The organism is Bacillus sp. J33, from assembly GCF_000518885.1.
Classification (GTDB): Bacteria; Bacillota; Bacilli; order Bacillales; family Cytobacillaceae; genus Cytobacillus.
On record NZ_JAEL01000018.1, the window covers coordinates 50996 to 64404 of the forward strand.

The window sequence follows — 13409 nt, forward strand, 5'->3', positions numbered from 1 at the left end:
CTACAATCAACTCAGTTGGTTAACCTTAGTTAGCCCTGAAAAACAATAAACTTTAAGAAAACAGCGTTTCTAATAAATAAAAATCGGCATCTGTCATCTCCCGCAATGCCTCAACAGAAACATCGGAAAGAATTTCAGCAAGATACATCCTGCCATCGATAAACTTAAATACTGCATGCTCGGTCACAATCATATCGGCCTTCCTTACACCGCTGCTCGGGAATGAAAGCCTTTTTACAATCTTTGGACTTCCATCCTTTGATAAGTGCAAGGATGCAATGATCATTCGTTTCGCTCCTGCTACTAAATCCATTGCTCCTCCTACTCCGAGGATGGTTTCACCTGGAACTGCCCAGTTTGCCACTTCACCAGTTTCATCCACCTGCAAAGCACCCAGAACGGCCGTATCAACATGGCCTCCGCGGATCATGAGGAAAGAATCAGAGCTATCAAAGAGTGAGGCTCCGACCTCCATGGAAACAGGTTTTTTACTGGCACTGATCAAATCCATATCAATGTCCTCATCTGCTGGTGTCGGCCCCATACCAAGGAGCCCATTTTCAGACTGCAAATAAACCTTCTTGCCACCAAGGTAATCTGGGATTAGGGTAGGAATGCCGACTCCCAAATTGACAATTTCACCTTCCTTTAATTCCTGTGCTGCCCTTTTGGCAATTTTAATTCTCTCAGACTGACTCAACGTATCTCCCCCCTTTTTTCACATATCGGTTTATGACGATATAGTCTACATATAAGTGAGGCGTCACGACTTCTTCCGGTGCAAATGCCCCCGCTTCCACAATCTCGTCCACCTCCGCAATAACCACCTTAGCTGCCGTTGCCATAACCGGATTGAAATTCCTTGCTGTCTTGTCATAAATTAAATTTCCCAGTGTATCAGCCTTAAGTGCTTTAATAATGGCTACATCCCCCTTGATTGCTTTTTCAAAAATGTAGGGTTCACCATCGATTACTTTTTCTTCCTTGCCTTCAGCCAGTTTGGTCCCAACACCTGTCTTCGTATAGAAGCCGCCAATGCCTGCCCCGCCGCAGCGGATCGCTTCAGCTAATGTGCCTTGCGGGATCAATTCAATTTCCAGTTCGCCTTTTGACCAGGCTTTGACAGCATCTCGATTAGTAGTAAAGTAAGAGCCCTTTGCTTTTTTTAGCTTTCCTGCAACTAGAAGTTTGCCAAGCCCTCTGCCTTCCTCACCTAAGTTATTGCTGATGACTGTCAGATTGTCTTTATCTGATGTCACCAGTTCATCTATTAAAGTAAGCGGGGTCCCCGAAAGCCCGAAGCCACCAACTAGCAAGGTATCACCGCTTTGGATATGCTTGAGTGCATCAGATGGATTTAATTGTTTTTTCATTCTGGCCCTCCTCTCGATTTTGGCAAGCTGAGTAATTTACATATGCTGACAATGCTTTGATTGCTGTATTCTCATGAAAAAAATATGGCTTCTTCGTTTCCTTTAATATGTCAATAGCTAGCTCATCCTGATATCCCTGGGACATGAAAATTGGTATAAAAATACAATTACTCTCATTCATCCATTTTTTTATCTGTCCTGATAGAATTTCATTTTGGTAGTCAACTTGGAACGGAAAAGGAACAATCATATTATCAAAATCTCCCGATTCCAGCAGGACCTCCAAACAGCTGGTAAGCTTCGATAAATCATCATAGACAACGGTTGTCAGGTCCAGGGGGTTCATAAACGATTTTTCGATCCCGGTGATATTGGCCATTTGCTTCTGAAGTTCTGATGCTAGTGGAGGAAGCGCGATTCCATACTTTGCACATAAGTCGGCCAAGTAAATGGAGGTAGCCCCTGCCCATGAAAAAATGACTGTCCGCTCTCCTCTTGCTTTTTTGTATGTATCAAACAGCCAGGAAACTGCCACAACTTCATCAATGCTTTCAGCTTTTATCAATCCCGGATGATTGACCATATCCCACGGGATTGCATAATCATTATTTCTGCCAAGATGATGCTTCACCGCTAAACGGGAAATCTTTGAATGTCCGACTGGCAGCAGTATAACTGGCTTCTGCTTGATGTAGGCTTGATGCAGCAGACGGAAGAACCTCTCCTCTTCTGAAATGGATTCGATAATTAATAGAATGGTTTCTGTGGATGGGTCATGAATTAAAAATTCAAAGCAGTCGTTCATGTTGATATCCATTTCATTCCCGGGTGAAAACCAATATGAAAATCCCAGACCTTTTTCGTTGGCATCAAGAACTGCCCTGCCAAGACTGCCGCCGTGGCTAATTAAACCAACAGATCCTTTTCGGAAATTTTTTGGTTCAAAACGGGGGGAAAAGGATATTCCCCAGTTTTTGATAAAATGATAGAATCCTGGTGAGTTAGGTCCATAAACCGCTATATCTGTTCCCTTAATTATTTCCTGAAGTTCCTTTTCCCTGATAATGCCATCCGGTCCGCTTTCAGAAAAACCCGAGCTAATAATAAGGACGCTTTTCACCTGCTTTTCAACGCATTCTTTTAAGATTTTTGGCGTGTATTTGTATGGAACAATGACACACACAAGATCAATCTCTTCTTTAATATCAAGTACACTTGGATAACATGGGATTCCGGAAATCGTTTCATAGTTGGGATTAACAAGAAAAATCTCCCCGGCGAAATTTGATTTCTGAAGATTCACCATCACACGCCCAGCATTTTGATGGAATCTTTCTGAAGCACCTATTATGGCAATACTTTTAGGGGAAACAATGTGCTGTAATGTTCTCATGATCTTAAGGATCCCCCCTCAAATTTTTTTACCTTCCGTACAATGGTGGATGGATTTACTTCAAGTACTCTGGCAATGCCCCGATAGGACTTTTCTGATTGGGATGCCTTATAGATGAGCTCTCTTTCCAATTCATCTACAGCTTCTTTTAAAGGCAAAACTTTATTTACAATAATGGCTTTATTAACATTTGCTTTTCGCTCGTCTGCCTTGCTGAATAAGGAGAGAACATCCTGCTCTTTTACCTCCGTATTTGTGGCTGTTACGAAAATTCTTTCAATGATATTAACAAGTTCTCTCACATTTCCCGGCCACTGATAACTGGTAAGCACTTGTATGGCTTTCTTTGAAAATCTGAGATGCTTGCCATATTTCGCGGTAAACATTTTGGCGTACGCATCAATAAGAAGCGGGATATCTTCAACCCTCTTTCTCAGAGGGGGAATAGAAATGGGAATAACATTGAGCCGATAAAATAAATCCTCACGGAAGCTTCCTTCCAGGACTAGTTCCTGCAAATTCCTGTTTGTAGCTGCAATTACCCGGACATCTATCTTGGCTGGCGCCGCCGAGCCTACCCGGGTAATCTCCATTTCCTGCAGTACCCGTAAAAGCTTAACCTGAAGGTGGTTAGGTATTTCCCCAATCTCATCCAGGAAAAGGGTTCCATTATTTGCTTGTTCAAACAAACCTGCTTTCCCCTTCTTCAAAGCACCTGTAAATGCGCCGCCTTCATAGCCAAATAGTTCCGATTCCATTAGTGTTTCCGGAATGGCCCCGCAATTCACCTTAATAAATGGCTGCTCCGCCCGCGGACTTGATTGTTGAATCAGCTTTGCAATTTCCTCTTTCCCTACTCCGGACTCCCCTGTTAACAGAACAGTTACGTCCACTTTGGCTACTTGTTCAACTGTTTCAATCAGTCTCTTCATCTCTGTGGATTGGGCAATAAACGAATCAGTTTTTTCGGCAAGATGCATATGTTCCAAAATGGACTTCGTTTTTTCAAGTTCATTTCTTAAAGCATCGATTTCCGTCATATCTTTCACATTGATCACTACTCTTTCAATCTGATTGCTGCTATTTTTAATTGGATTTGCGGTTATGATTAAAGAGTTTTCGGTTTCTTTGCTTGTTTCCATCACATTATGCGATTTGCCTTTCACCGCTGCCTGACGGACAATGTTTTTTATATATTCCGGAGCCTCACACTGTTCGCTTTGATTAATGTCAAAAATCTCGCGGAAGCTTTGGTTGCTTTTAATCATGTTTCCTTTGCCATCTGTAATGCATATACCATCAGTGGAGTTATCAAGAATCGTTTCTTGCTCTTTTAAAAGCTGTTTGACCGATTCCAGTTCATTGGATACAAATTCTATTTCAGAGATATCCTGAAAGACTCCTACCGCACCTGCAAGATTATTGCCATCATAAACTGGTGTCCTGTGAGTTAAATATTTTCTTTTTCCAACCCGATATTTTTCCGTATGTCCTTTGCCTGTCCGAATCACATTCAGAAGGCCGCTTGGTGCAACAACATCAGTCAGAAACTTGCCAATTGCCTTATCTTTTGTTGTCATGGCCATTTTTTCTGCTGCTGGATTCATAGATGTGATCTTTCCCTCCAAATTGATGGAAATGATGCCATTATGTGCAGAATTAAAAATGGCATCAAGGCGGTTAAGCTCTAACTGAGAATCTCTTGAATAGGCAGCCAGGTATTGCTCTTTTGTCAGGAACCCGGTTATCTGGCCATTTTTGTTTTGGACTGGCCATATCTCCTGATCTATACGTTTTATATTTTTCAAGTCATCCATTTCATTAAGGATGTAAAAGTTTGTTTGATAAATCTCTGACAAAACTTTCTTCTCTTTCAGCAATCCTTCTAAAATGTCATGCTCTGAAAAGCACCCTGCTAACTCATCTTTTAGGTTAAAAACCACACCGCCTTTCATTTTAGAATCAAGCAAGCTTTTTGCAGCCCTATTGATGTAATCGTTTTCAAAAAACTTGAATGAAGTTCGAGTCATCGCATCTTTAACTAACAATTTCCCCGCTCCTTTGAGTGATCCACTCATAAATTTATTATGCAAGAAGTGTGCCAACGTTTGAAAATTAATAAAATGCCGATATTTCAAACATTTTGTAATATTTAAACTATATAACTGTTATAAAATTGTTGCAATACCGCAACAGGTGTTGCAGAACTGCATATAAAACAAACTTGTTTCATATAATAAGAGACATTCAACAAGTCATCATATTATGAAACAGGCGCTTCACCTCTCTTAACTGTTGCTTTATTGCAACAACCAAAGAAAAAAACAGGTATTTAGCAGCGGAAACAAAGCTAAAAAAGAACCCTTATATGGCATGCATCTTTCAGGACGGTACCAGGCACCACCCGAATTTTGCCGAATAAAAAAGTGCCTGCCTCCTATTCAGGAATGCAGACACTTTCATTTCATCTGAAATTATTAGAAACGAGCTTTATTTTCCTCGAATACCTTCTTCACTTTTTCAACAACCACTTTCGATCCCCCGCTGTTTTCAACCCCTTCCACCATCATGGCGATGAGCAGCTTAGGCGACTGCGGGTTGTAGGCAACGAATAGGCCATTCTCCTGGCCCTTTTCGTCAGCGCTTTTCTTTAACTCTGCTGTGCCAGTTTTACCGGCAAGTGGATAATCCTTCATATAAGCAGCCCGGCCGGTACCGCTTGGATCCTGAATGACTTTAGCCATTGCCGCTGCAACCGTGTTAGCTGTTTCCTCGCTCATTATGCCTTCCTTCAGTACTTGGCCCTTTTCCTCTCCTTCCAAGAGGACTGGCTTGATCATCGAGCCCTTGTTGATGAAAGGTGTATACGAAGCTGCGAGATGAACAATACTCATTTCCACCTGCCCCTGGCCGTAGCCGGAGTCCGCGAGTTTGATTTCACTGTCCATGCTGCCGATTTGGGACTGTTCAAGCGGAAATGCATAAGGAATTTCCTCCTCAAATGCAAACTTCTTGAGTCCTGCTGCAAACCGATCCTTTCCAAGCTCTAAAGCCTCCTGGGCAAAATAAATATTATCCGAATACATCATCGCTTTCTCAAAATTAACCGGACCGCCAGGATCTTTTACACGCGTAACTTTATAGCCGCCCCATGAACTGCTCTTTTGCCATTGGAGGCCTTTTACATTAATCGTTTCGTCCAGTGTTAATGTACCTTCTGTCAGTCCGATTGCCCCTGTCAGCGGTTTCATCACTGAGCCTGGGGCATAAGTTTGCTTAAAGCGGGTCATAAGCGGCATATTCTTGTTCCCTTCAAGCGCCTTCCACTCTTCACCTGTGAAGCCGAGTGAAGCCTGGTTTGGATCAAAGCTTGGGCTGCTGACTAATGCTAATGTTTCACCGGTTACAGGATCAATCGCCGCTGCGGTTCCCGGCTTTCCGCCCAATTCTTTGAAAAGGGATTGCTGCAGATTGAAATCAATAGTAAGCTGAATATTTTCACCGTTCTCAACAGGTTTTTCAGCCAGCACCACTTCTGAACCATCCTGTTTTTTAATGCCAATTTTGATTCCGTTCGAACCTTTTAATCGTTTTTCCAAGACCTGTTCAAGTCCTCTTTTTCCGATCATATCAGTACTTGAATAGCCTTCGTTTTCTTTCATTTCTTCTTCTGTTATTGGTCCCACATATCCGATCAGATGGGCAGCTGCTTCACCCATTGGATACACTCTGCCTTTTACATCCTGCTTGAGAACTCCTTTTAACGCAAATACTTTATCAAGCGTTGCTTTATCCTCCGGAGAAACCTTTTTAATCGGCACAAAATAACCCGGCTGCACCCAGCTGGCATTCAAATTTTTATTAATCTGTTCCTCCGGGACTCCAAGCGCCTCAGACAAACCTTTGATGGTCTGCTCCTTCTGATCGCCCATCTGCTCTGGCACCACTCCGATTTCATAAAGTGTGCCATTTAAAGCAAGCGGATCTCCTGTACGGTCGACAATATCTCCACGCTTAGCCGGAATAGCCGAATAGCTTATTTTATCCTCCGGCCCCAGCTCTGGAAAGATATAAGTTGAATCCCAGGCTACAAACCAATTATCTTCTTCCTCAACCTCTTCTTTTAAAAGCTTGGCATCATGGGTAAACTCAATCTTTCCGGCAGCACTGTCCATGCTTGCTGAAAATGGAAAGCTGGCACTCTCTTCTTTTTTATATTCCTTTTCCATATCCGGATTATATGTAATCTTCAGATTGTCTATCTCTAAATCCTTGTAAACCTTTTCATAGCGGCCAATATAATCCTCTTTGCTGATTGACTGCTTCGCATCCTTCGACAGGAATTCATACATCTTCCCAAATTCCTGCTTATTCCAATGCTCCACATACTGCGCAAAGCGGTCCTGCGGCTTAATCTCCTTATTGCAGCCGCTCAAAGCAACCAAAACCAGGGCAGCAAAAACGACAAATAACAACTTTCTCATAAATCACCCTCCCGGTTACCATTTTACCATTATATTGAAGTATTTTCCTAGTATTTACCCAGTACCAGGGACCACTCTAATTTTGCCGAAAAACAAAGGGGATTCACACTGAGTGAAATCCCCTTTGTCATTTGTATTTTATTTTTATGAAAACAGCTTAATGAAGAAGCTTAATAGTATGCCGACGATACCAAAGTCTGAATCTCCGAATGTGGTTCCTTCGAATCCCAGGGAACCAAGAACTGGAAGCAGCAATGCCGGCAGGAATGAGATTAATAGACCGTTTGCAAATGCCCCGATCATAGCTCCTCTTCTTCCTCCTGTTGCATTGCCGAATACCCCGGCAGCAGCACCTGTGAAGAAGTGAGGAATTAAGCCTGGTACGATGATTTTCAATCCCAATAGCGGCAGCAGGAACATCGAAAACAAGCCGGCCACAAAACTAAACAAGAATCCAATAATAACGGCATTTGGCGCAAACGGGAACACAGCCGGACAGTCCAAGGCTGGCTTCGCATCTTTTACCACTTTATCGGCGATCCCTTTAAACGCCGGGACGATTTCCGCGATCAGCATGCGGACACCCGCAAGAACTACATAAACACCAGCTGCAAATGTAATCGCCTGCATGAGAGAGAATACGAGAAAGTTCACTCCGCCGCTCAGCTCTGTCTCCACATAGCCTTTGCCTGCAATTGGCGCTACAACCAGGAAAAGAATGGTCATTGTCAGTGACATCGCAACAGACGTATCACGCAGGAAACCAAGCGATTTCGGAACCTTGATATCTTCGGTTGATTTCGATTTGTCCCCTACACGCTTTCCGATAAATCCGGCAGTAAAATAGCCGAAAGAGCCAAAATGACCTACCGCAATGCTGTCATTGCCTGTAATTTCACGCACATATGGCTGAACAAGGGCGGGCAGGAACACCATCAGCAAGCCAAGAAGGATGGATCCGATTATAATCAGCGGCAGCCCTGTCACACCGCCAGTGGCAAATACAGCTGAAATTAAGCAAGCCATAAATAATGTATGATGACCAGTCAGGAAAATATATTTAAATGGTGTAAAGCGGGCAATTACAATGTTCATAACCATTCCGAAAAGCATAATCATGGCTGTTTCCCTGCCAAACGTCTGCTGTGCAATGGCTACGATCGCTTCGTTGTTGGGAATAACACCCTGAATATGGAAAGCTTTTTCAAACATTTTTCCGAAAATATCAAGCGAGCCAATTAAGATGCTGGCCCCGCCATTCAGGATGAGAAAGCCCATAATCGTCTTCAGCGTTCCTGAAATGACATCGGCAATCCCCTTTTTCTGAAGAAGCAGGCCAATCAAAGCAAACAGCCCGACAAGGATCGCAGGCGTGCCCAATATATCATTCATAAGAAAATCGAACATATTTAACCCCTCCTTTTAAAATAAAGCTCTTTTCTCATAAATTGTTGGTTTTACTTATAAATTCTGCCCGTTGATTTCAGCACGGGGCACTCAAGCTGTCAGGGGGAGGAATGAGAGCCTCCTCGGCTTCTCCCACTTCCCTCTCTTCTGAGCAGGACATTGAATAAGCTTCCCTGACCTGGCACCACACGAAGGAATTGCGGTAGTATTTTTGTGTAGTCAATTGCCCTACGCTACATTCAACTCGGTCGGTTAAATTAAGTTTGCAGTTAAAAGCAACAAACTTTACGAAAACAGCCTAAAATAAATAAAGCCTTTTCTATTAATCTCTGTTTCTCTTTTTATATAAAAAATGTTCACACATTAGCATTTCTCACGTTATACTAGATTTGTCTTTTTTATTTTTCAGCGGGCGGATTTTTCGCCTGCTCTTTTTTTATCTATTATCCTAAATGTGATTCAAGCGCTGCTTTTAATTCATTCTGGTCAAGGATATTAGTCAAACCGATAATGGTTCTGGAGCCATCATCCAAAGTTGAAATTAGATCCTTGCTTCCAAGGTAAATATCTGCCTTTTCAGATTTAGCCGTGGTTAAATCTGTATGGGAAACATCCGCTTCCACTCCCAATTGACTCAAAACGGTTTTCACATTCATTTCAACAATAAAGCTGCTTCCAAGGCCATTTCCGCATACAACTAGAATTTTTTTCATTTTCATTTCCCCCTTAATCCTGTGAATATTGATTGATAATTTCTGCAACTTCAGCTGCTGTTTCAGCATTCTGCAATTTTTCCTGGCTATCTCCGTCTGACAGCATTTTGGATAGCTGTGACAATGCTTTTAAATGTGTTTCGTTATCAATGGCTGCCAGTACAAAGAATAGCCTTACTTGATGCTCTGGCTTTTCAGAGAAGGAGCAGCTTTCCTTTAATCTCAGAAAGCTCATTCCCAGCTTCTTTACTCCGCTTTCGGGGCGGGCGTGCGGCAGGGCAATGCCAGGTGCGATGACAATGTATGGCCCCATATTTTTCACATTGGCAATCATTGCATCAATATATTCCTGAGTGATTGAATGGTCTTCCAATAATGGGTTGGATGCCAGCTGCAATGCCTCCTGCCAGCTGTCTGCTGAATCTGCAAACTGGATTTTGTCTGCGGTCAGTACTTCGTTTAGCATTGGCTTATGGTCCACCTCACTTTTCGTTTCATTTTTTGATTGATAATAGGCTTTAAGCTCTTGCATAAGCAGACTTTCATCTTTTATGTCTGCATGCTTTCTGATAATATCCATGACAGCCTCTATGCTTTCCTGCTTTGGCTGTTTATCTGCCGCTTGAATCTGTTTGAGCAGCGACTCTTTTTCTGAAGGATTCAAGATGGGATTAACCACAAACACCGGAACGTTTTTCTCAGATACCGGCGTAGTTGAAATCACCAGGTCCAGCCCGGAAAGTGATGCCTTTTCATATTCGCGAACGGTGTACACATGGACAACATCGACAAATGGCATAAGATCCTCAATCTGCTTTTGCAGTATTCTTGAAGTACCGATTCCGCTGGCACAGACAACAGCTGCTTTTTTCCGGGACTCCACTTTTACTCCTTCTTTGTCAATCCATCCGCCAAAGTGCATGGCAATATAGGCAACTTCATCATCGGAAACCGGTTTGCCGAGAATGTACTCAAAATGGTGCACTACTTTTTTTGTAAGGATGAAAAGGTCCTGATACGAATCCTGCATCGGCTTGGCTAAAGGATTATCCAGTTCAATTCCATACTTGATCCGAAAATAGGCCGGCTTTAGATGGATCAGCAGATTGCGTTCAAGCTCCCTGCGATTTTGGAAAAATACACAGGCATACTTTTGAAAATCATCCACCATTCTTGCCGCCATTTGCTTAAGATTCTTCAGATCCTGATTTTCCAAATCATAGGCTTTGTAATCACTGATCTTCGCGCCAAGCAGATAGGTGGTGATATAGCAGATCTCATCCTCTGGGACCTCCAGCTGGAAACCGCTTTCAATTCTCCGGCAAATAAATTGAGCAGCACGGTACTCATTTGTTTCTTTTATGACTTCTTTTTCAACGGGGTCCATCTTGATGTATTTTCCCTGGTTAAACCTTTTAATAAGCAAAGATAAATGGGCACTTAAAGTCTCCATCACTTCATCCGTATACTGGACTCCGGAAAAGGCCTCGCTTTCATTTAAAATGCCATAAATCTCATCCAAGTCTGAACGGCGGAATAATTCCGGCGATATTTGCTGCTTCTCCTGGATGGATAATTGAACCTCTGATAAAAGATCATTCCAACCGCGGTTTGTTAACACATGAGTCAGGAAATAAATAAGCACTTTTCGCTTAGCCTGTTCCTCTCCTGCTATAAAATAGCCGGAGGTTTTATGGAAGTTAAGCTTAATCTCAAAATGGCTGAGCTGCCTTTTTAATTCCCTGATGTCTGCCAAAAGAGTACTTCTGCTCACACCCAGCTTATCTAGTAAATCCTGGAGAAAGATCGGTTTTTCACGGGTCAGGATTAAAATGGCCGCCCAGGCAGCCCTTTCTTTCGGAGAAAACTCATAACTTGTCACTTTATCAAAAGAGCTTAAAGTCTGCTTAACAAGCTGCTTTCCTTTTTCACTTAGAAAAAAACCGGCGGCACGTACATACCGAAGCTCTTCTATCTTATTGTCTTTAAGCCAGCTATTAATTTTTTCTACATCATAATAAACAGTCCGCTTGGAAACATTCAGGTCCTCCATCAGCTCCTGCGGAGAAACATGTGATGGCGCATGAACAATTTTCGTCAAAATCGTCATGCAGCGATGGTCAAGAATCATGGGGAGCGCTCCCTTCATTACAAAATCCAAAAACGGATTTCCTAACCAAAAATCATTTCATCAAGGGCATTACTTTGCAAAAATCAGACCCTTTAATTAAGTGAAAACTCTGCTTACTTCGTATTATACTCCTTCACCCTGCAAAAAGAAGTCCGAATCTTGTTCATCCCTTTTTGCAATGATTGGACTTATGTGCTGCTGTATACGTGGTACCAGGCACCGCCTAAGAAAAGGGCGACATGAAGCGTTCTTGAAGACACAAATCGGATCAGAGAGCCGAAAAAGGTTGCCAAGAAGGATTCTTGAAGCCACAAATCGGATCAGAGAGCTTTTCCGAATAATCTTCCCGCTCCTTTTTCCCTTGATACTCTTCTATTTCGTCCTTGATCCCTTCGGTTAACTGCCATTTTCCCTCGACCTCTTCATTTTCGTCGTTAACTCCTAAAGTGATATGACTCACAGGATCAACATTCCATTGCCGATATAATTAGATCATTGATTACTTACACAATGGAGGGATCTCGAAATGGAGAAAAATTGGTCCATTTCACTTGAAAAGGAAGAATATGAAAGCGATTTGGAGTTAGTCATTAAGGAAGCCATTGATGCGGTGCAGAGGACGGCGAAAGGCTTTTACGTGAACATCGTGACGCCAGCCGTTTTCGGCAACCCGGATGATTATTTGACAGAGGCGCTTACACTGTATTTCGGCAATAAAATTGATAGTAAATATATCAGCCAGTGCAGCTGCGGAGGGCATGTGCTGAGGGTATGGAAAAACAAATAAGCGATCTTGTTATCTTCTAAAATGATTAAAGCTGTCAGGTAATCCTAATTATTATGAGGACGATCTTCTAAGCAACAGGGAAGGTTTTCATTTTAGCTTGCGATGACAGCCTTTTCTCTTATAAAAATAAAGAAGGCTATTATACCTCCCTTTAAAAGGATACCCAATCAGTATTATAGGGAGCGACTTTTAGTAAGATAGGGATTGTATAGAAATATACTTTACAATATAGCTAGGTGGGCAGTCCCCTTCTAGTTATCTTCAATAACCTCCTGCCCAGGACAATAAGCAATACCGCGGCAAATGCCCCCAAACTATCAAATCCCACATCAAACAGCCTTCCATCCCTCATGAAAAACAACTGCAGAATTTCGGTTAGCACAGCATACACCAAAGAGGAAAGGAAATTTAAGAAAGGCGAAGGAAAAACAAAATACAAAGCAAGAGTAAAAATAAAAAATACCATCGCATGCCCAGCTTTCCTTAGCAGAAAAGCAGCGGAAAGATCAGCAGGCAAAGGCTCCAGCATTTTTTCCGCAGGGGGTTTCATGGTCCAATTGAATTGAATGTTTTTCGTTTCCGCCATTGCATCAAAACTCTCCGCACAGGTACAGATAAAAATGACCCCAGCCCAGACAATTAGGAATATTAATCTCACACTATCTTTCCCACCTTGTTATCTCATTTAGCAAACCATTTTTTCCAGCCGGGAAGGTACTTATGCATGGAAATAAAAATTTGGCAAAAAGGAATCAATCAAACGTTTGATTGAATTGATATTCCACCGCAAATAAAGTAGGGAAACCATTCTCATGGCTTCCCCCTTATCAAACCGCACGTGCCCTACTAAGGCATACGGCTTACCCATATGTTACAATGATTATCAAGANGATGCGTTCCAGGCATTCTGCATCTTTTCTAGACGGCGAGGAGTATAATACTCCTTGCCTTTTCTTTTATGTCTTTCTTTTGTTCTTCGCTGTTTTTCTTTTGAATTCTTCTGTATATCTTCGATATACTGCTCGAGGGAGTAGCCCAAGGTTTTGTGTAAGTAAAGCCAGTAAGTTGAGATGAGTCCTATTTTGGCAAAGAACGAATTATTCCATTTGGAGTTCATCTTC

General features: G+C 42.3%; 11 protein-coding genes. 1 reads left to right on the forward strand and 10 read right to left on the reverse strand.

Annotated features, from left to right (window positions below; genetic code table 11):
• Positions 1-52 precede the first annotated feature (52 nt).
• From L634_RS0107900 to L634_RS0107940, 9 genes are all read right to left on the reverse strand, one after another.
• Positions 53-700, reverse strand: coding sequence for a 3-oxoacid CoA-transferase subunit B (locus tag L634_RS0107900; protein ID WP_026581988.1), 648 nt, complete (start codon positions 698-700; stop codon positions 53-55).
• Entirely contained in the window at positions 687-1373 is a 687-nt protein-coding gene (locus L634_RS0107905) for a CoA transferase subunit A (RefSeq protein WP_026581989.1), read from the reverse strand. Before L634_RS0107905 ends, L634_RS0107900 begins: the two co-directional genes overlap by 14 nt.
• Positions 1348-2766, reverse strand: coding sequence for a CoA-binding protein (locus L634_RS0107910; protein ID WP_026581990.1), 1419 nt, complete (start codon positions 2764-2766; stop codon positions 1348-1350). The genes L634_RS0107905 and L634_RS0107910 overlap by 26 nt, the downstream gene beginning before the upstream one ends.
• On the reverse strand, positions 2763-4814 hold the full coding sequence (locus tag L634_RS0107915; protein ID WP_026581991.1) for a sigma 54-interacting transcriptional regulator: 2052 nt from the start codon (positions 4812-4814) through the stop codon (positions 2763-2765). The genes L634_RS0107910 and L634_RS0107915 overlap by 4 nt, the downstream gene beginning before the upstream one ends.
• Before the next feature lie 429 nt (positions 4815-5243).
• Positions 5244-7250: a penicillin-binding transpeptidase domain-containing protein gene (locus L634_RS0107920; protein WP_026581992.1), complete on the reverse strand. Its 2007-nt coding sequence runs from the start codon at positions 7248-7250 to the stop codon at positions 5244-5246.
• A 144-nt stretch (positions 7251-7394) separates the two neighbouring features.
• Positions 7395-8657: a PTS ascorbate transporter subunit IIC gene (locus tag L634_RS0107925; RefSeq protein ID WP_026581993.1), complete on the reverse strand. Its 1263-nt coding sequence runs from the start codon at positions 8655-8657 to the stop codon at positions 7395-7397.
• A 443-nt stretch (positions 8658-9100) separates the two neighbouring features.
• Entirely contained in the window at positions 9101-9370 is a 270-nt protein-coding gene (locus L634_RS0107930; protein WP_026581994.1) for a PTS sugar transporter subunit IIB, read from the reverse strand.
• A gap of 13 nt (positions 9371-9383) precedes the next feature.
• The gene (locus tag L634_RS0107935) at positions 9384-11531 is read right to left on the reverse strand and encodes a BglG family transcription antiterminator (protein WP_232233730.1); all 2148 of its coding nucleotides are present in this window, start codon (positions 11529-11531) and stop codon (positions 9384-9386) included.
• A 238-nt stretch (positions 11532-11769) separates the two neighbouring features.
• Positions 11770-11961: a hypothetical protein gene (locus L634_RS0107940; protein ID WP_026581996.1), complete on the reverse strand. Its 192-nt coding sequence runs from the start codon at positions 11959-11961 to the stop codon at positions 11770-11772.
• A 66-nt stretch (positions 11962-12027) separates the two neighbouring features.
• Between L634_RS0107940 and L634_RS0107945 the strand changes: the two genes are divergently transcribed.
• Positions 12028-12288, forward strand: a complete 261-nt coding sequence (locus L634_RS0107945) for a CGCGG family putative rSAM-modified RiPP protein (RefSeq protein ID WP_026581997.1) — start codon at positions 12028-12030, stop codon at positions 12286-12288.
• Positions 12289-12520: 232 nt separating this feature from the next.
• Here the strand turns inward: L634_RS0107945 and L634_RS32220 are convergent, their stop codons facing one another.
• Positions 12521-12946: a VanZ family protein gene (locus tag L634_RS32220; protein WP_051428284.1), complete on the reverse strand. Its 426-nt coding sequence runs from the start codon at positions 12944-12946 to the stop codon at positions 12521-12523.
• Positions 12947-13409: the final 463 nt, after the last annotated feature.

Excerpts from the sequence above, each read along its gene's own strand:
- L634_RS0107905 (WP_026581989.1), bottom strand. The coding sequence starts at position 1,373 with ATGAAAAAACAATTAAATCCATCTGATGCACTCAAGCATATCCAAAGC.
- L634_RS0107910 (WP_026581990.1), bottom strand. The coding sequence starts at position 2,766 with ATGAGAACATTACAGCACATTGTTTCCCCTAAAAGTATTGCCATAATA.
- L634_RS0107920 (WP_026581992.1), bottom strand. The coding sequence starts at position 7,250 with ATGAGAAAGTTGTTATTTGTCGTTTTTGCTGCCCTGGTTTTGGTTGCT.
- L634_RS0107925 (WP_026581993.1), bottom strand. The coding sequence starts at position 8,657 with ATGTTCGATTTTCTTATGAATGATATATTGGGCACGCCTGCGATCCTT.
- L634_RS0107930 (WP_026581994.1), bottom strand. The coding sequence starts at position 9,370 with ATGAAAAAAATTCTAGTTGTATGCGGAAATGGCCTTGGAAGCAGCTTT.
- L634_RS0107945 (WP_026581997.1), top strand. The coding sequence starts at position 12,028 with ATGGAGAAAAATTGGTCCATTTCACTTGAAAAGGAAGAATATGAAAGC.